The 18429-nt window shown below is 45.4% G+C and carries 16 protein-coding genes and 2 pseudogenes; 3 read left to right on the forward strand and 15 right to left on the reverse strand.

All coding sequences use genetic code 11. The features are described from left to right. Complete coding sequence (locus tag HRI97_RS07600; RefSeq protein WP_180485775.1) at window positions 1-1032, forward strand: class II fructose-bisphosphate aldolase; 1032 nt, start codon at window positions 1-3, stop codon at window positions 1030-1032. Window positions 1033-1547: 515 nt separating this feature from the next. Here the strand turns inward: HRI97_RS07600 and HRI97_RS07605 are convergent. After that, entirely contained in the window at window positions 1548-2210 is a 663-nt protein-coding gene (locus HRI97_RS07605; protein WP_253724908.1) for a hypothetical protein, read from the reverse strand. Window positions 2211-2354: 144 nt separating this feature from the next. Beyond that, window positions 2355-3833 (reverse strand): Do family serine endopeptidase, encoded by a 1479-nt coding sequence (locus HRI97_RS07610; RefSeq protein ID WP_253724909.1) that lies wholly within the window; start codon window positions 3831-3833, stop codon window positions 2355-2357. Window positions 3834-4024: 191 nt separating this feature from the next. Here HRI97_RS07610 and tnpA point away from each other — a divergent pair. Beyond that, a pseudogene (gene tnpA / locus HRI97_RS07615) lies at window positions 4025-4317 on the forward strand (IS200/IS605 family transposase); the annotation flags it as partial. Between the two features lie 41 nt (window positions 4318-4358). Here the strand turns inward: tnpA and HRI97_RS07620 are convergent. The 6 genes from HRI97_RS07620 to HRI97_RS07645 form a co-directional block, all read right to left on the reverse strand. Continuing rightward, the gene (locus HRI97_RS07620) at window positions 4359-6512 is read right to left on the reverse strand and encodes an excinuclease ABC subunit UvrA (RefSeq protein WP_253724911.1); all 2154 of its coding nucleotides are present in this window, start codon (window positions 6510-6512) and stop codon (window positions 4359-4361) included. Further along, window positions 6505-7224 carry a class I SAM-dependent methyltransferase gene (locus tag HRI97_RS07625; RefSeq protein WP_253724912.1) on the reverse strand — a complete coding sequence of 240 codons (720 nt, stop codon included), beginning with the start codon at window positions 7222-7224 and terminating at the stop codon, window positions 6505-6507. Before HRI97_RS07625 ends, HRI97_RS07620 begins: the two co-directional genes overlap by 8 nt. Window positions 7225-7228: 4 nt before the next feature. After that, the gene (locus HRI97_RS07630) at window positions 7229-8542 is read right to left on the reverse strand and encodes a radical SAM/SPASM domain-containing protein (RefSeq protein ID WP_253724913.1); all 1314 of its coding nucleotides are present in this window, start codon (window positions 8540-8542) and stop codon (window positions 7229-7231) included. A 1734-nt stretch (window positions 8543-10276) separates the two neighbouring features. After that, window positions 10277-10495 carry a hypothetical protein gene (locus tag HRI97_RS07635; protein ID WP_253724914.1) on the reverse strand — a complete coding sequence of 73 codons (219 nt, stop codon included), beginning with the start codon at window positions 10493-10495 and terminating at the stop codon, window positions 10277-10279. Between the two features lie 35 nt (window positions 10496-10530). Beyond that, on the reverse strand, window positions 10531-10887 hold the full coding sequence (locus HRI97_RS07640) for a helix-turn-helix transcriptional regulator (protein WP_205075876.1): 357 nt from the start codon (window positions 10885-10887) through the stop codon (window positions 10531-10533). After that, window positions 10850-11119: a hypothetical protein gene (locus HRI97_RS07645; RefSeq protein ID WP_253724915.1), complete on the reverse strand. Its 270-nt coding sequence runs from the start codon at window positions 11117-11119 to the stop codon at window positions 10850-10852. The genes HRI97_RS07640 and HRI97_RS07645 overlap by 38 nt, the downstream gene beginning before the upstream one ends. An 84-nt stretch (window positions 11120-11203) precedes the next feature. On the opposite strand from HRI97_RS07645, the pseudogene HRI97_RS12640 reads away from it, so the two are divergent. After that, window positions 11204-11392: pseudogene (locus HRI97_RS12640) on the forward strand (type II toxin-antitoxin system death-on-curing family toxin); the annotation flags it as partial. A gap of 52 nt (window positions 11393-11444) precedes the next feature. On the opposite strand, the gene map reads toward HRI97_RS12640, so the two are convergent. From map to HRI97_RS07680, 7 genes are all read right to left on the reverse strand, one after another. Continuing rightward, complete coding sequence (map, locus tag HRI97_RS07650) at window positions 11445-12200, reverse strand: type I methionyl aminopeptidase (RefSeq protein WP_253724916.1); 756 nt, start codon at window positions 12198-12200, stop codon at window positions 11445-11447. Window positions 12201-12427: 227 nt separating this feature from the next. Next, window positions 12428-13207, reverse strand: coding sequence for a J domain-containing protein (locus HRI97_RS07655; protein ID WP_253724917.1), 780 nt, complete (start codon window positions 13205-13207; stop codon window positions 12428-12430). 12 nt (window positions 13208-13219) lie between these two features. Then, window positions 13220-13726 carry a universal stress protein gene (locus HRI97_RS07660; protein ID WP_180485762.1) on the reverse strand — a complete coding sequence of 169 codons (507 nt, stop codon included), beginning with the start codon at window positions 13724-13726 and terminating at the stop codon, window positions 13220-13222. A 237-nt stretch (window positions 13727-13963) separates the two neighbouring features. After that, the gene (locus HRI97_RS07665) at window positions 13964-14584 is read right to left on the reverse strand and encodes a V-type ATP synthase subunit D (RefSeq protein ID WP_253724918.1); all 621 of its coding nucleotides are present in this window, start codon (window positions 14582-14584) and stop codon (window positions 13964-13966) included. Window positions 14585-14587: 3 nt separating this feature from the next. Beyond that, window positions 14588-16009: a V-type ATP synthase subunit B gene (locus HRI97_RS07670; protein WP_253724919.1), complete on the reverse strand. Its 1422-nt coding sequence runs from the start codon at window positions 16007-16009 to the stop codon at window positions 14588-14590. Further along, complete coding sequence (locus HRI97_RS07675; protein ID WP_253724920.1) at window positions 16006-17796, reverse strand: V-type ATP synthase subunit A; 1791 nt, start codon at window positions 17794-17796, stop codon at window positions 16006-16008. The genes HRI97_RS07670 and HRI97_RS07675 overlap by 4 nt, the downstream gene beginning before the upstream one ends. Further along, complete coding sequence (locus HRI97_RS07680; protein WP_253724921.1) at window positions 17793-18428, reverse strand: hypothetical protein; 636 nt, start codon at window positions 18426-18428, stop codon at window positions 17793-17795. The genes HRI97_RS07675 and HRI97_RS07680 overlap by 4 nt, the downstream gene beginning before the upstream one ends. Window position 18429 lies beyond the last annotated feature (1 nt).

An 18429-nucleotide genomic window follows, 5' to 3' on the forward strand; every position in this document is an offset into this window, starting at 1 on the left:
ATGCACAGTTACAAAGAGATCGGTCTGGTCAACACGAAAGTGCTGTTCCAGCAGGCGATGGCCGGACACTATGCGCTTCCGGCATACAATTTCAACAATATGGAACAGCTGCAGGCGATTATCCAAGCTTGCGTTGAAACCCGGTCGCCCGTTATTCTGCAGGTTTCAAAAGGCGCTCGCGCATACGCCGACAAATACATACTCCGCCACCTTGCAGCGGGCGCGGTCGAATACGCGCACGAACTCGGCTGCGACATCCCGATCGTGCTCCACCTCGATCACGGTCCGTCATTCGAAGTTGCAAAAGACTGTATCGAAAGCGGATTTTCATCCGTGATGATCGACGGTTCCGCACTCCCCTACGACGAAAATGTAAAATTGACAAAGCAAGTGTGCGATTTCGCTCACGCACAGAAAGACTACGTAACCGTCGAAGGTGAGCTCGGCGTATTGGCCGGTGTCGAAGATGAAGTAAGCGCCGCCGAAAGCCACTACACGAAGCCCGAAGAAGTACAGGATTTCGTCGGCAAAACGGGCGTCGATTCCCTCGCCATTTCAATCGGCACGAGTCACGGCAGATGCAAATTCACGCCCGAACAGTGCACGCGCACTGCCGACGGCGTTTTAATTCCGCCGCCGCTCGCATTCGACGTACTCGAAGCGATCGAAAAAAAGCTTCCCGGTTTCCCGATCGTGCTCCACGGCGCGTCGTCCGTTCCGGTGCAGTACGTAAAAGAAATTGAAAAATACGGCGGCAAGATTCCCGATTCCGTCGGTATTCCCGAAGAGCAGCTGCGCAAAGCGGCAAAATCCGCCGTCTGCAAAATCAATATCGATTCTGACGGACGGCTTGCAATGACGGCAGCAGTCAGACGCGTACTCGCCGAAGATCCCACAATCTTCGATCCGCGCCTCTATCTCGGGCCGGCACGCGACGAGCTGAAAGCGATGTATGCACACAAAAACAAAAACGTGCTCGGCAGCGCGGGACACGCGATCGAAGCGATGAACGCGATCAAAGCCGCAAAATGATGTGAAACCGAGTCGTTAAAAAATCGCTTCGTTTTTCAAAAGCGGAAAAATTATTAATTTTATAAAAAAGGCGCGCAAAACATAAGAGAAAGCCCTCTCGTTTTGCGCGTTTTTTTCGTTTAAACCATCCTTAAAATTGCACAGCGAGTAAATCTTCAGATTTAGGAGATGTGCAATTGGTGCGCGAGCTTCGCAACGAGCGCGTAAGCGCGAAGTTTCGAGGCGGCTCGTTTAACCTTCCTTAAAATGCGGCATTGCAGGAAGTGTCAACTTCCGAAAATACCGCATTGGTGCGCGTGCGCGCACACGTATAAGAGCGAGTTTTCTGCAAGAAAACTCGAAGTTAAACGAGACGCGCTATTTCAGCGTCTCGTTTAACCTTCCTTAAAATGCGGCATTGCAGAAAATGTCGATTTTCGAAAATGCCGCATTGGTGCGCGAGCGCGTACACGTACATCCGCGAGTTTTCAAAAAAAATTCGAAGTTAAACGAGACGCGCTATTTCAGCGTCTCGTTTAACCGTTCGGCAAAAAAATCGAAATGCTGTCTTCCCGAAATTTTCCGTACCAAAAACGGACGGCGCCGCAGGTTGAAAAAAACAAGTATACGGCAAAGAACGGCAGCCATACGAAAAACGGAAAGCCGACAAACCACGCGGCTTCGATCGCGGCAGGTATGAAGAGAGAGACGATAAGCATAACGGCCCACGTTCGAAGCTTTTTCCCCGCCGCTCCCGTTCGATACAGAAAAAAAACGCAGACGGCCGACGCTGCAAGCATCGCCGTATAAAGTACGGGCTTACAAAAAAGCTCGAACGCCGAATAGGCCGAACGGCTGCCGGCAAGCACCGTATACGGCACGTACACGGAAAAAAACGCGCATAAAAGCGGAAAGTAGGACTTGGCAAGGAAAGCATCGTCGTCTTTTGAAAAAACTAAAAAGATGAGATAGACTGCGGCAACGGGAATGAGCGTATAGGCGAGCAGAATATATGCATAGTTTACGAAAAATCCCGCTCGCGGTGTACGATATGAAAATGAAAAAAAAGCTTTGAACGCGCAAAACACGATTGACGAAAGAGCTCCGGTTACGGCAACGGAAATCACCGCTTTATCTTTTTCATGCATAAGATACCATACGAGCGATACCGGCATAAAAATAATTAAAAAAAGATACATACGAACAGCATACACCGTTTAAAAAAATTGCGCAACCGCATGAGTTCGATAAAAACAATCTGTCAAGAAAATTATTGACGGAAAATTATCGACGGAAACCGTCCTACCCTTCCCGCTCGAAAAGCGGGAAGGAAGGAGGCATTATTAAAACTTATACGTTCCCGTCGTAATCGTGCCGCCGTTCGAATACACGTCGAAGTTGACACCGCGCTTGGCTTTGCCGAGCTCCGCGTAAAACTCTTCGATCGAACTTATCGATTTGCCGTTGACGGCGGTGATCACGTCTCCGTTTTGCAGACGAAGGGAAGCCGCAGGCGATTTTTCGAGCACGCTCGTAACGGCAACTCCCTGTATTCTATTGTTGTCGAGCTTCAACTCGCTCCTCGTTTTTTCAGTGAGCGGAACCGCGATAAAGCCGGGCCAGAGTTTGCTGTTGTCGCTCGAAACGTTTTCGCTCCGCGCTTCGATTTTGACGGAAAGTTTTACCGTCTGCTTGCCGCGAAGCACTTCGAAAGACACCGTAGAACCGGCTTTTAAGCTGCCGACATCGCGCACAAGCTGGTTGACGCTTTTGACGCTCTTTCCGTTCAGAGAGACGATATAATCTCCGGGTTGAATGCCGCCCTTTTGCGCAGGCGAATCGCGGAAAATCTGCGAAGCGAAGGCGCCTTCTTTATCGGCAACCCCGAGCGCCGTCTTATATTCCGAAGAGATGTCGACGAGCGAAACGCCGAGCCAGCCGTACGCCAATTTACCGTTCGAAATAAAGTCGTCGATCGCGTTTTTGATATTGTTGATCGGAATCGCAAAGCCGAGTCCCTGCGAACCGCCGGATTGAGAAGCGATCCACGTATTGATGCCGATCACTTCCCCGTAGATATTGATAAGCGGACCGCCGGAGTTTCCCTGATTGATCGCGGCATCGGTTTGAATAAAATCGCTGATGTTGCCGATATCGCTGCCGCTTCTGCCGGTCGCACTGATGATACCCTGCGTCACCGACTGATTGTAGCCGAGAGGTGCTCCCATCGCAAAGCAGAGATCGCCCGTATGCACCGCATCGGAATCACCGAGAGAGGCGACGGGAATCGATTTATCGCTCGATTCGAACGAAACGAGAGCGACGTCCATGCGCGAATCGGATCCGACGAGTTTGCCGTCGAACTGCCGTCCGTCGTTGAGCTTTACGGAAATCTTCGTCGCCTCGCCGGCAACGTGATTGTTCGTAAGCACGTAGAGCGTATTTCCCGTGCGCCTCACGATAACGCCCGATCCGAGCCCCTGCTGTTCATACTGCCGCTCTCTTCCGCCGCCCTGATTCGGCAAACCGAAAAAGAAAAACGGTAAATCTCCGAGCGGATTCGACTGCACCGTTTTCGTTTCCGTCACGTCGATTTCCACGACCGAAGGAAGCAGCGTATCGCTGATCGAGCGGAACGCATCCTGCATCGCTTGAATCATCTTTAAAGAATCGGCGGGTATGGGAGATGTCGTCCTCGTTTCCGCAAAAGCCGTGTCCGCGCTTCCGTTTACCGGCGTCTTTCTGCACGAAAGCGAAATCGCACCGAACGCCAAAACGGCCGCACACGAAATGCCGATTATCCTCTTTGTCCATGTTTTCATAATCAAAACCTCCGGAGCGATGCCGCACGCAATCGGTGCAGTCCGCTCTTTTATCAATCGAATGCCGAAAGTATTTTAGTATGAAACACTTTCATCTCGGCACCCGTACTATTAAAATAATACATATTGAAGGATAAGTGTTACAAAAAAGCGCCGCAGTCTTAATAAAATTTTGTTAGTTTGAAAAATTGTTAGCAGAATTGCATCGTTTGCCAGGACAAAAGGAGAGTAAAATTTTGAAAGCCATATGCTGAACGATCACATACATATATTAATCGAGATACTGCCGAAATATTCGGTTGCACAGGTAATAGGATATATCAAGGGAAAAAGTGCATTGTATAGAGCAAGGCGGTATGGAGAACGACAAAGGTACTTTACCGGGCAGCATATGTGGGCACGAGGGTATTTTGTTTCGACGGTGGGACTTGATGAAGAAGTCATACGGAAGTATATCCGTGAACAGGAGAAAAACGATCTTCGACAAGGGAAATCTACCTTCAAACCATGCCATTTACACATAATTTATGACTGGGTCAGCCCGACGTTTCTAGGTATAACTTTTACTTTCCTATTATCGCGAACAAGTTCATTCACGTATTGGCATAGATTTAGAAACTCAGTATTATGTTCTATTACAATGAACGTTTTACCGTAATTCTCAATGTTTTCGTAAATGACTGAGATCAAATCTATCATTTCTTTTCTTCCAAGCCCCATCGAAGGTTCATCTAATCCAAATATTTTTGTTTTTCCCTTTTTTAGTGCTTGTGAAAGTTTTATTCTTTGATTTTCTCCTCCTGATAATGAGCTAATCTTCTGATTCAAGGATAAATGGCCTAACCCCAGTTTTCCAAGTAATTGTACTGTATAATCAAACTTTTTTGATATAGACATTCCATTTTCAATAATTTGATTGATATTCTGGTTAAGAAATTCATATATGTTTAGGCCATTCACATTATAACTGAGAGTCAATTCTCTATATCCCGTACCGTTGCATTCCTCACAATCTATATATAGTTTTTCATCATAGAAATCGCCAATAACAAAACAGCCTTTCCCTCCGCATTTTGGACATGCACCACCTTGGGAAAGTGAAAAAATCTGTTTATCTTTTTTATTTTTTTTAGCGTAGTAGATTCTCACTTCATCAAGAATCTCCATATAAGTAACTACAGTAGAAGTTCTGTTAGCTTTTATTGGTTTCTGAGTAATATACTTGTAACTATCCAGCTGATGTGGCAAAATATCTCTTAGTATTATACTCTTTCCGATGCCTGATGAACCGCATAACCCATTCAAAGCTTCTTTATAAAATATAAGCTCATTGGTATAATCTACGTATTCCGATTTCAAAGATACACTGATTTTTTTCTTTGACTTTGACTTTACTTTTATATAAGATACAGACTGCATATTCATATAATCTTTTTCCGTAATCAACTGCCCTCCATTTATTCCACTTTTGGGACCAAGAAAATATGCACGATCTGAAATTTTCCTTAATTTATCATTGTGATCTACAACAATGACAGTATTATTTATTTTTAATTCTTTTATAATCTCAATAAGAGCATCTGCCTCCTTTTGATCCAATGAACCTGTTGGTTCATCCAAAACAACAAGAAGATTTTTCAATCTTCCTAGCAAAAGATGAACTATCCTCAGCCTCTGTAATTCACCACCTGACAAAGTATTAATTCCACGGGAGAAATTTAAATAAGAGACATTTAACCTTTTACAAGTTTTTATGAATTTTAAGATATAATTACAAGAAGTTTTTATCACAGATTCCTTTATGCTCGATTTGAACTTCTCTAGAATTTTTTCTATATCATCCATATTCTCTGTAAGCATAAAACCCACATTTATTCTATCAAAAATGATTATATGGTTGATGGAATCCATAAGTCTGCTACCATTACAAACTGGGCAGATACGCTGTTTTGAATATTTATCCTGATTTAACCCGAACATATCCTTTTTCCCCAATTCCATACCAAGCATGGGGCCAATATATTCAGAAGTCTTTGTTCGCTTTCTCCCATTAACAGTAAAAGTAATTTTATATTTTTCATCTCCTTTTGAATGCAAAAGCATTTTTTGCGTTTCCTTATTCAATTCATAAAATCTCTTCTTCTCATCAATTCCTTTCTCTTTACAGAAGTTATACAATAACTGAGTGAAGAAGTCGGAATAAGAAGCATTCCAACATCTAAAAGGTACTTCCTTCAAAGTCTTCTCAGGATCCACTACCAGAAGCTCATCAATCATTTTTATATAGCCTATACCATTACATTTCCTGCATCTGCATGGCCCATTAAGTGAAAACTTGTCTGAAGTTAGTGATGTACAATAACTAAGTATATTTGACATATGTTCATACAATCCAAAATAGGTCAGCACTATTGACCTAGGGTTTACATTAAAATTTAGTTGTTTTAATGTTGCAGCTACTAGAACATTTCCATAGTCTTTGATTCGATATTTGATAGAAACTTTGTTATCATTAACAAGACTTCCATATTCATTTTCACTGATTGCAGCAATTGTATCAAAAGCAAGACTTGATTTACCACTTCCACTTACCCCGCCTATATAGATAAGTTCATAATCATTGAATTCTACTGAAATATTTTTTAAATTATTTGTCGATATACCCTTATACCTATACATCTGTTTTCCTCACAACCCATAAATAATTATCATCTAATTCATTCTCTTGTAGTTCTTCTGAAAACGCATCGAGTCTTCTGCATGAGTATATGATTTCATAACCACATTCGTCCATTAAATCGATAATTTCTTTTATGAAAGGAATATGTAAATGAAATTTCACATTACATTCATCTGTAACGTAATCACCTAAAATAAGTCTCTCCTCATCAGTGAATTGTGCTAGAGGTTTATTAAACGCTCTAGTTTTCTCTGCCCAATATTTCTTTTCAATTTTATTATCAAGAAAAGGAGTGGTAAAGAATAACAATCCATTATATTTTAGAACCCTGGAAATCTCTAGCGTTGCTTTCTTTCGATCTGCGTATGTTTCAAGTAACATCAATCCATTAAATGAGAACAGAGCATAATCGAATAATCCTGAATCAAATGATAATTCCCTTGTGTCTTGTACATAATATCTAATATAAGATGCCATTTTCTTTGCTTCTTCAATCATTTTTGAAGAGTAATCTATCCCTATCACGTCATAACCTAGCTTGCTAAGAGCAATTGTAGTTCTTCCCGTACCACATCCGATATCAAGAATTTTTCCTGGAATTATAAAATATTTTGAGAGAATATCTTTCTCGTAATTAAACAGTCCATTTTGTGAAAGTTTTTCATAATATTTTACGATGCTATGCACAGAATAACTTTCTATATTTCCCATATAGTCACCTGTTTTCTCGATACATTCTATAATCGTTTAGCAACCTACGATACTGTCGTTCTTTATATATATCATCACAAATAGGTTCAATCATACTACCCGTGGTATTCAAATTATCTATTCGACACCCGCCAGAGCATATATATCGAAGTTCACAAAATCGACATTTAGAAATTTTATCATTTGATGTTTCCACATTTATCTTGTTGAATTCTCTTATGATATCATTAGCACTTATTCCAGCTTCAAAATAATATGACGAAATTTTATGACATGGATAAATTCTACCATCATAATTAATTAAAACACTGCTACCTATTCCACAGTTTGTGAATCGTATATTTCTAATATCAGAAGATTGTACTAAATATCCAAGATTCTTAAGTTTCTTTACTAGCTTAATAACAAGCTCTCTTGAATATTTTTTATCAAAACCAGACATATCCATGAAAAGTGCATTACCCGCCATTTCTATTTCGTCACTTAACCTGACTTCAAGGTTATCATATTCCAGATGTTTTATAAAACCGATTAAATTATTCTCAATATCAATCAAAGTGTTTGGAAGAATCGTCGTTGCTAGTACTATTCTTTTTCCACGACTTTTTAGAAGATCTATAGCATGAAGAGCATTCTCATAATTCTGCTCACCCCTTATTGGAGCATAATACTCTTTACTGACAGCTTCAAAACTAATCTGAATTTCATCACAACATTCACATATAAGATCAATGTTTCTTTCTGATATCAAAGAACCGTTTGTAAAAAGTATAACATGGTTCTCTTGTATGCCTTTCAGAAGGGATTCAATATTTGTATATGTAAGCGGCTCTCCTCCAGAAACTACGACTTCAAGTTCTCCATAGAAATCGTGCAATTCAGAAATCAATTGAATCGTTTTTTGTAAATCTACAGTCTTAAGTGGCTGTGTCCCAGCAGCCATATAACAGTGTGGACAATGCATATTGCAACCATTGGTTGTTCCTATATGAACTGTTTTGGTAATATTCTCTATTGCTTCTTCCTTATTTGTAACAGAATTACCTCTAAAATCAACATCATCAATTTGCTCGAGGAGCTTTTTCATGATTTTCAGGCATTCATCCTCATTCGGGCAATACTCTATATAGTAGTTTTCCAATGCAAATCTTATGGAGGCTCCTTCTTGCAGCCAATGAAACATCTTATATTCTTTATCATTCAGAACAATCCAATTCGGGTTATCAGGTGCTAGTATTATATGATACCCATCCACGGGCTTATCTAATAATTTCTCTGGTAGAGAAATGCCATTTTCTAAATCGTATTCTGTTGGCATATCTTCTCCGTAAAAAGTCAACGAACAAGATGACTTTCTAAGCTATTTAATTCATGGTAACAATAGCCTGTTCAGCAAAAGTAGCCGCCTCAGTTTTCCGTTTCCTTGTTGCAGATATGGCTTTCAAGAAACATATCTTTTGAAAGAAACTTTGAAATTGTAGAAATATCATGCTTGTCGATTTTCTTGGTCCATTCGTTAGTACCTTGAACTTCAAGGTATTGATCACCGTTACTTCTGACCAGATTTCTCTACCTAATTCTTGAAAAACCTTGTGTTGTTGGTTGACTCGACCCCGATTTTCACAGCAAAGCCTATAGTCTTGTACTCTGCTGAGGTCATGACCTCAACTAAATATGTCGAGCTGTTGCCTGGCACCCGCTGAATCGCTTCAGCTTATCACATTACCGCTTGTTCGGTTACCTTTTTTATCATACCTTCTAATAAAAAAAATCCCAAATATCTTGGGATTTTTTTTATACTTCATTAGCAATCTTGACGTTTAAGTGTTGTTCTGCACTGACTTCTTTGACAAACAACGATAACGGCATTAGCTTTCGCATCCTTTTTAGAAAGTATAATTTTCTTTACCTTCTTGAACATAGTTTTTTTCCTCCTTTGATTTTCATTATAGTTTATGAAGTTCCAGCAATCTTGGCGTTTATGTGTTATTCTGTACGCATCCCTTTATACAACAATAATCATAGAATTAGATTTTTGATCATTTTGTGCTAAAGCTCTGTTTTCTTTTACTTTACTAAACACCTATTTATTTTCCATTTGATAATTATTTAAATAAGATAGTGGTATTATATCACGGATATATGTTACTGTCAATAATTTTATTTTATTTTATCAGGGATTACGCATGAAAAATGTATACACAGAAAAGAGACATAATATAAAATAAAAAAGGCGAAACGCGAGGCAGCGGTACTGCCGCCGAGCCGCTCTGACCGATGGCAAGCGAACTTTTTGGCAAAAAAGTTCGCGCAGTCCGATTCCAATCACGGTCTGCCGCGGCGAACGGCAGGGCTGCTGCCGGGAGTGTAGCCGATTTTTTTACGGTAATGGTTATTTTTTGGGGAATATAGATTCTCATGCGTAAGCCCTGTTTATTTTATAGGCATCTCTATCCCCCCCCCTTAAAAATAATAAGGAAAAATACTAGAGTAAGGAATACAAGAAAGCAGACTGTTTGAGGACGAGAAGCGGTTCTCACCATAACTGTAGTGAGTATGTCATTCTCGGTTACAAGGGTTTTACTGTTGACAAGATAGATGAAAATACTTCTTCATCGCTCTGACCGTACAGCAAGTATAAATATACGTTGATATGGAGCGATAACGGAGAAAACGGGACGCAAAGGGGTTGTTTTTCAAAAAAACGCGATCCGTCACTCGACGGTAAAGTCATCAATGCGAAAGAATTCGAATCATGCGCATGGTACTATTGTCCCTGCCTATCTATACGTGGCAATGATACTGTGAGCGTAAAGCCTCAAAATATCGATGCCGAAGCAAGAGTAGCGCTCGATAAAACCGTTGTGATGTTTGCACATACAGATAATCTGGAGTTGAATTATACGCACAACGGCAGAACAAAAAGATAACGATCCCCGTCTATACGGAAACGCGAAATTGTTCGTATAATCAGCAATAACGACAATAAAAAGCCGGCTGTCGTAAAGCGGCGTTCGGTTTTTTACATCGGAAGAATCTTCATAGTCTATTTCTACAACATACTCTGTTCTGGTAAATGTAACTTTTGCTTTATATTTATAAGGGAAGGAGTACGTATTTCATCAGTGACGGGAATATATTGACCGCCATCGTAGCCCGGCGTGTACCACGTACCGAGCAGTCGTGCCGCATAATCGACTTCAGCGTCATCACTGCCTGAAGCACTGTTGCTGCAGCCGGCAAACAGACTGAGCGCTGCAATAAGCATCATCCGATCATCATCTTTTTCATATCATGCCTTCTTGTTTATAAAAAATTTTGATACTTCGTACCGAATATTTCGCCGAGTTTCCGAGCCATACGAGGACTTATCGTTCTATGGCCGGTTTCCATTCCGGAAACGTGTTGTGCAGGGATCCCCAATTTTTTTGCTAAAGCCGCCTGGGTCAGATTATCGCGATAGCGAAACAGCTTCAACGTCTTTTGCGGTGTCCGATCCTTTACAATATTTTTATACCAGTCGGTTTCCGTTATTTCCACATATGCTTCGTCATCATCTTCTTCAACCGTAGCATGAGGATAACGTTTTTTTACAAACGTGAGTAAGTCTTGCGGTATATCACCTTCAATTTTTATAGGGGGCGTTTTCACGACTACCTGCATAATATACCTCCAGTTCGATTCCTTTGATCGTTTCCTTCCAACAGGCAACCCAATGATATGATAAATGGCAGTGGTATTTGTTTTTTCCAAGCATACTGAAATTCGGCCAGCCTTTTTGTATCGGGCCGGTTTCCTGCAGATCTTCCAACAAGTATGAAAACAATTCCTGTTCTCGTTCCGGCATTTTCAAAACCGCTTTCAGTATTTTCTTTTTTTGTATTACCCTGTACATCTATCCGCCTTATACATTGTAACCATATATTGGTTTGTTTGTCAAGTATGAGCAAGTCTTAGGAGCAAGTCCTTAAAGCTTCATAGTTCTCTTATCGAAAAAACAGGCGGACTGGATAGTGTCCGCGATGAGAATCTTTTAGACTCTACATTGAAATCACCTTTTCAAACATTCGGGGGAAACGATCTTTATCCCGAAATTTTAGACAAAGCTGCCCAGTTATGTTATTCGCTTATTCAAAATCATCCGTTTGTAAAAAGTAGAATCGCCTAACAAGAAGTTCAAAGCAGGCGCAAGGTCAAGCCTTGCGCCGTTTCATTTACCGTCACCCGGCATAATCGAGCGCGGTAAGTATTTCCGTACGGTCTTTGAAAACCGCGACGGTGTGCTCTTCGTGCGCGGACGCTTTTCCGTCGGCGGTCAGCACAGTCCAGCCGTTATCCGCCGTCACGACGTCCGCCGTTCCGAGATTGATCATCGGTTCGATTGCGAGCACCATACCCGCCTGAATGCGCGGATTCGGCCCCGAGGGGCAATTCGGGATCGACGGATCTTCGTGCACGTCGAGACCGACGCCGTGACCGCAGTATTCGTAGACAACGCCGTAGTTGTGACTCACGGCGATATCGTTGACAGCGTTTGAAATATCGTGGATCCTGTTTCCGACGACGCAGGCGGCGATCCCCGCGGCAAGGCATTCCCTCGTTACGTCGTCGAGCGCTTTCCATTCGGGACGGACGTTTCCGACCTGCACCGTGTGCGTCGAATCGCTGATAAAACCGTCCAAATCGATTCCCGCGTCGATCGAAACCAAATCACCGTCGTGGATTATTTTTTTCGTTGATGGAACGCCGTGTATGACCTCTTCATTGATGCTGACGCACACGGCTCCGGGAAAGTTTTCGCGGTACCACGCGGGTTTACCGTGATGGGACAGCATAAAATGCTTGCACATATCGTCGACATCCTTCGTCGACATACCCGCTTTTACGCGCGGGAGGATTTCGTTGAACATATCCGCAAGCAGGTGACAGGATTTTCTGATACCTGCGATTTCATCGTCATTCTTTAACCGTATCATAAACACCTCGTGTTCGAATGGCAAGTTTTGAAAGCATTAACTAATAACGCTGTGCTGTCAGCGAGAACCCGCCCGCTTAGCCGCGGTCGAGCTTTTAGGGCAGGCTTCCGTAAGCCAAACGCTCGAAACGGCACGCAGTCGGAACCTCGCTTCCACACAAGTTTTATTTATTTTCAAAACTCGCCATTCAGTTATCATAACAAATGGTCGGAAAATTTCAAGTTTTATTAAACTCGAAATTGATCCTTTTTTATCAATCGTTCGCTCTCTTCAAAGCAGATGTCCGCCGTGTGACGATCGCCGAGCCTGAGATAAGCTTTCGCCATCTTTTTCAAAAAAAACGAATCGTCCGCCGCCGAAAACTTAAGATCGAGAGCCCGCTCCCACGCGTCGAGGGCAAGCTCGTCGCTCGTATTTCCCTCGATATTGCTTTTTAAAATATGGAGCGCAAACGAAATCACCTCCGGAAAAAAGAGCCTGAAATAATCGCTCTTGTATTCCATTTTAATAATCCGCTCGAGCAGCAAAAACGCATCGTAAAATTCGCCGCGCACCGTAAGCTCTTCGGCAAGGATGTAGCCGTAATCCATAAAGTCTTCGCGCGAAAACCATCTTTCAAGATTAAAGCTCGGACGAGAAGTCATCATGTGTTTGAATTCCGAAACGGCTTCGTCTTCGCGGTGATGCATCAAATCCCAAAATATGAGCTTTGCCCTGCTTTCATCGTCACTGCGTTCCGAAAGCCACGCATGATAATCGAACGAATTTGTGCGGGCTTTTCGTATATGATAGCGGCTGAAAAAAGAATTGTCAAATATGGAACGCTGTCTCGCATCGGAAAGGATGTCGTAGGCTTGCACAAGACGGCGGAACAGGGCGGTCGTTTCGGCATCGCTTTTTTTCGCCGTATCGGGATGATACTCTTTCGCTTTTTGTCTGAACGCGCGTTTTATCTCCGACGCCGACGCATCGTGCGCTACGCCGAGGATTTCGTAGCAGTTTTCCAAGCGGCCGTACCCTTATGCGATTTTAAATAATTGCTCTATGTCTTTTTGCTTGACGACGATGACGGAACACTTCGCGGCGGCGATCGTTTGGCTTTGGTCGAGAGAAACGACATCGCTTCGGTTTGAGCCTGAAGGCGTATACGATACGTCACGTATTTTTCCGCCGAGGAGGATAAAGTCCGCGTTGTAGTCGTCGGCCGCTTTGACGATCTCCGCCCATACGGATCCGTTGAGCAGTTCCGTTTCGGCGGTAACGCCTTTCGACTTTGCCAAATCTCCGGTATATGCGAGATATTTTTTTCCGTCGGCGATGAGATTCTCTTCATATATCTTACGCTCGTCGCTTGCAAAAAATTTCGACAGCGTCAGGCGCTTGATCGTCGCGGTATCGACGACGTATATAAACTTCAGATCGAGGTGATAGGTCTTTGCCATAATGATGCCGTACATTGCAGCGTGAATAGAAGCTTCGGATCCGTTGACGGCGACAAGAATACGGCTGAAAAGCGGTTTACTCATTGCATACCTCCATAAAAACTTTTGCAGGAAGCATAGGCTTCCGAAAAAGTTTTTAGCCGTGCGCAGATGCGCACTCGTAAATAATCGAGTTTGCGGGAATACAACAGTATCTATTCATCCGATCCCGGACAAAACAATAAATTTTGCATCCCCGACAAATTTATACGCAAACTCGAGATACAAAGCGGCGGCGCTGTTTCAGACGCCGCTTTGTATCCTACCTCCATCGACTATCGGCTATCGCCTGTTGCGGTTTTTAAGCGCTTTGAGCGTAAAGATATTTTCACGATCACGCTCTTCAAGTACGCTTTCGATATATTTTTTCGTTTCGCTCGTCTGCGGGATGATCATTTTGTCGAGCGCGTTGACCCGCCGCTGCGTTTTTTTCACTTCGCCCGCGAGCCGCCATACGATCGTGCGGATCGACGCCATTTTCGTCAAAAGCGCGAGCAGCCGAAAAAAGAGATCCATCGCTTTATCGCTGTCGGATGAAGTGCCCATAAACGAATAAAACAATTCTTTTTTCGGCAGTTCGACATCGAGCGATTTGAACGACATGCCGCCGAGCGTTTCCTGCTTTTCGTGTATGACAAAATCGTAGTGCACGCCGTGCGATATGCGCTCGACTTGATCGCTTCCCATGCTCGCAAGCATTTTCCGAAACGCGGGATACGCTTCGTCGATCACTTTGTCGATGTCGTGCTCGAGGAGCTTGACGTTTTCGACCATGTGCATGAGTTCCATGACGAGGATTTCACGCTTTTGTTCCAAGAGATCGTAGCCGTTTTTGGACACGGCAAGCTGCTCTTTCATGGCGAGGAGATTCGATTTTGTCGGCGCAATATTCAGTTTTGCCATAGGCTAGTTCCGCTCCGCATCTCCGCTTTCGTCTTCGCTTTTCGGCATATACTTTTCGATATATTCCGGTTTGATGCGGTAGAGCTCTTCGCGCGGCAGCGTCGCCAAAATCTTCCAGCCCAAGTCGAGCGTCTGTTCTATCGTGCGGTTTTCGTATTCGCCCTGCATCAAAAATTCGTTTTCGAATTTATCGCCGAACTTGAGGTACTCGCGGTCGAGCGGCGAAAGCTCTTCGTCGCCGATAATCGCCGCGAGGTTCCGCACCGACTTTACTTTCGAATACGAAGCGAAAAGCTGGCTCGAAACGTTCGCGTGATCTTCCCGCGTCATGACCCTGCCGTCCTTTGCAACTCCGATACCGTCTTTCATGAGGCGTGAAAGGCTCGGAAGCCCCGCGACGGGCGGATACAATCCTTTTTGCGAAAGCTCTCTGTCGAGAACGATCTGCCCTTCGGTGATATAGCCGGTCAAGTCGGGAATAGGATGCGATATGTCGTCGTTCGGCATCGTCAAAATCGGAATCTGCGTGATCGAACCGGCCGAGCCCTTGATGCGCCCCGCCCGTTCGTAAAGTTCCGCGAGATCGGAATAGAGGTAGCCGGGATACCCTTTGCGGCCGGGTACTTCGCCACGCGTCGTCGAGATTTCGCGGAGCGCTTCGCAGTAATTCGTCATATCGGTGAGCACGACGAGAACGTGCATGCCTTTTTTGAACGCGAGGTATTCCGCCGCCGTAAGCGCACACCTCGGCGTGATGATGCGTTCGATGGACGGAGCGTCGGCAAGCGACTGAAACATGACGACTTTCGAAAGGACGCCCGATTCTTCAAAGGTGTCGGTAAAAAAGCGCGCGATATCGTATTTGATTCCCATGCCGGCAAAGACCATGACGAACTGTTCGTCGCTCGAGCGGAGCTTTGCCTGACGGATAATCTGCGCGGCGAGCTTATTGTGCGGTAAACCGTTGCCGCTGAAAATCGGAAGCTTTTGTCCGCGCACGAGCGAGTTCATGCCGTCGATCGCCGAAATACCCGTTTGGATAAAATCGCGCGGGTAGATACGCGCATAGGGATTGATCGGGTTTCCGTTTATATTGACGAGTTCCGACGATACGATGGGGGGGTATCCGTCGATAGGATCGCCTAAGCCGTTGAAGATGCGTCCGAGCAAACCTTCACCGACGCGCAGTTCGAGCGGCGTGTCGAGGAATTCGTAGGTCGTCGCATCGAGGTCGAGGCCGGTCGTATTGCCGAAAATCTGAACGACCGCCGCGTCTTCGGAAAGATCCATGACGCGCCCGATACGCTTGTTTCCGTTTCTGTCCCGCACGCACACCGTTTCGAGGTAAAAAATATTTTCGGTTCGGCGGACGATGACGATAGGACCGTCGACCGACGTCATTCCGCGGTATTCTATTCCTTTCATACGCTGCCTGTCCTTCGATAGAGCCGTCTCAATTCGTCGAGCTGATTTTCAAGGTGCACTTTTACGTCCTGAATTTTATCGGCTTCGTCGTTCGTGTACTTCGACTTGATGCGCATGATCTCTTCGCGTACCGGCAGCCCCGTCAATTTGACCAGGGGTGCGCCGCTTTTTACGAGCGCAAGCGCCTCCGAATAATAGTCCATAATGAGCACGAGGATTGCAATCTGTTTTTTCGAAACGCAGTACGCGTCGATTTCGTCGAATTGATCCTGCTGCAAAAATCCGTTTTTAATCATTTCCGCAACCGAAAGCACGAGGCGGTCGGCGTCGGGAAGCGCGTCGGGACCGATGAGGCGCACGATTTGCTGCAGGTGCTGTTCCCGTTTTAAAAGATCGAGCGCTCCGGTGCGCACCGACGACCACTCGGGGTTGTGGCGTTCCCACCAGCCCTTCACTTCGTCGGCATATTCGGAATACGAATCGATCCAGCCGATAGCCGGATAATGGCGCGCGTTTGCCAAATCCCGATCGAGCGCCCAAAAGCAGCGGATAAATCGCTTTGTGTGCTGAGTGACGGGCTCGGAAAAATCGCCTCCCGGAGGAGAAACCGCGCCGATAACGGAAACAGATCCTTCCCTCCCGCACAGCGAATTGATGCGTCCCGCCCGCTCGTAAAAACTTGCAAGTCGCGTCGGGAGGTAGGCGGGAAAGCCTTCTTCGGCAGGCATCTCTTCCATGCGGCCGGAAAGCTCGCGGAGCGCTTCCGCCCAGCGGCTCGTCGAATCGGCCATGATCGCGACCGCCATACCCATATCGCGGTAATATTCGGCGAGCGTGATGCCCGAATACAGCGACACTTCGCGCGCGGCAACGGGCATATTCGACGTATTTGCGATGAGGATCGTGCGTTCCATAATGGAACGTCCCGTCCGCGGATCGACGATTTCGGGGAATTCGGTGAGAACGTCGGTCATTTCGTTTCCGCGCTCTCCGCAGCCGATGTAGACGATGAGATCCGCGTCGCACCACTTTGCAATGGCATGCTGCGTCATCGTTTTGCCCGTACCGAAGCCGCCGGGGATAGCAGCCGTACCGCCCTTCGACAGCGGGAAAAACACGTCGATAACGCGGAGCCCCGTAACGAGGGGCTGGGATACCGTAAGCTTATCGGTATAGGGACGCGGAGTGCGAACCGGCCAATACTGCGAAAGTTTTATCTCTTCGTCCAATTCCGTCGTCGCAATGACGTCGTCGACGGTACAATCGCAGCTTCCTTTAAATGTTTTAAGCACGCGCCCGCGGATATAGGGCGGCACCATAATCGTATGCAAAACGGACGGCGTTTCCTGCACCGTCCCGAGCGCGGATCCCGGCGCTATCGGAGAGCCCTCCCCGATCGTTTTTCCGTCGGAAGTTTTTCCGGCATCGAAGTGCCAGGTCTTTTTCGTGTCGAGCGGTTCGGTGCGCTGACCCGGAAGCAAAAACGCAGTCCCGTCTTCGTACATCGATTCGAGCGGGCGCTGGATGCCGTCGTAAATCGTGCCGACAAGACCCGGCCCGAGCCTGAGCGACAGCGGACGTCCGTAGCTTACGATCTTTTCACCGACGCGCATACCTGTGTCGTCTTCGTAAACCTGAACGGTTGCTTTGCCTGTATTTTGCCTGATGATTTCGCCGATGAGTTTTTTTTCACCGACATCGACGACATCGTATAATCCGCATTCGTCGAGCCCCTCGGCAAAAACGATGGGGCCGGAGATGCGCGTAATTTTCCCTTCAACAGTCATGAATTAAACCTCCCGCCGAACAGAGCTTTGGCGAGTTCCGCGCGGTGTTCCGTTTCAAGCTCGCCGACAATTTGCGAAAGCGTCAGACGGCAGCGGATCGTTGTATCTTCCGTTTCGAGGATGATGCCCTCTTTAAATGTCAAACCGTCGATTCCTTCGTCGCCGCTCTTTTCGTACGCGACAGAGGTACAGGATACAAGCGGCACGCCTGCTTTTTTCAAAGCAGCTTCCGCGCGCGCGGCATCGAAGCCGAACACGAGCGCGTTCACTTTTTGCGAAGCGACAACCGCCTTATACGCGTTCCATCGGCGTACGGCGAGCGCGATACGCTTTTCCTCCCCCAGCGCGTCGAGGTACGAATCGATCGCTTTGACAATCGCGCCTTCGATAAACGAAACGAGAAAACGCTCTTTTTCAAGCGGGACGACGGCGTCTCTGTCGGCTTGATAGCTTTCCGTCTTTTTTTGATATTCGGCGGTTTTTTCTTCTTTTAATGTTTCGACGCGGCGCGCGACATCGGCGACGAGCGCTTTTCCGTCGCTGTCGGCTTTTGCCAAAATACGTTCCGCTTTTTTCCGTGCGTCCGTTTCGATTTCTTTGTCGAGAACTTCGGTCGAGCGTAATTCTTCCATA

The sequence above is a fragment of the Treponema socranskii subsp. buccale genome, from assembly GCF_024181585.1.
Classification (GTDB): domain Bacteria; phylum Spirochaetota; class Spirochaetia; order Treponematales; family Treponemataceae; genus Treponema_D; species Treponema_D buccale.

Coding starts and splice junctions, on each gene's coding strand:
- HRI97_RS07670 (WP_253724919.1), bottom strand. CDS start 16,009: ATGAAAGGAATAGAATACCGCGGAATGACGTCGGTCGACGGTCCTATC.
- HRI97_RS07605 (WP_253724908.1), bottom strand. CDS start 2,210: ATGTATCTTTTTTTAATTATTTTTATGCCGGTATCGCTCGTATGGTAT.
- map (WP_253724916.1), bottom strand. CDS start 12,200: ATGATACGGTTAAAGAATGACGATGAAATCGCAGGTATCAGAAAATCC.
- HRI97_RS07640 (WP_205075876.1), bottom strand. CDS start 10,887: ATGCAGGTAGTCGTGAAAACGCCCCCTATAAAAATTGAAGGTGATATA.
- HRI97_RS07625 (WP_253724912.1), bottom strand. CDS start 7,224: ATGGGAAATATAGAAAGTTATTCTGTGCATAGCATCGTAAAATATTAT.
- HRI97_RS07660 (WP_180485762.1), bottom strand. CDS start 13,726: ATGAGTAAACCGCTTTTCAGCCGTATTCTTGTCGCCGTCAACGGATCC.
- HRI97_RS07600 (WP_180485775.1), top strand. CDS start 1: ATGCACAGTTACAAAGAGATCGGTCTGGTCAACACGAAAGTGCTGTTC.
- HRI97_RS07675 (WP_253724920.1), bottom strand. CDS start 17,796: ATGACTGTTGAAGGGAAAATTACGCGCATCTCCGGCCCCATCGTTTTT.
- HRI97_RS07680 (WP_253724921.1), bottom strand. CDS start 18,428: ATGGAAGAATTACGCTCGACCGAAGTTCTCGACAAAGAAATCGAAACG.
- HRI97_RS07645 (WP_253724915.1), bottom strand. CDS start 11,119: ATGTACAGGGTAATACAAAAAAAGAAAATACTGAAAGCGGTTTTGAAA.
- HRI97_RS07665 (WP_253724918.1), bottom strand. CDS start 14,584: ATGGCAAAACTGAATATTGCGCCGACAAAATCGAATCTCCTCGCCATG.
- HRI97_RS07610 (WP_253724909.1), bottom strand. CDS start 3,833: ATGAAAACATGGACAAAGAGGATAATCGGCATTTCGTGTGCGGCCGTT.
- HRI97_RS07630 (WP_253724913.1), bottom strand. CDS start 8,542: ATGCCAACAGAATACGATTTAGAAAATGGCATTTCTCTACCAGAGAAA.
- HRI97_RS07635 (WP_253724914.1), bottom strand. CDS start 10,495: ATGATGCTTATTGCAGCGCTCAGTCTGTTTGCCGGCTGCAGCAACAGT.
- HRI97_RS07620 (WP_253724911.1), bottom strand. CDS start 6,512: ATGTATAGGTATAAGGGTATATCGACAAATAATTTAAAAAATATTTCA.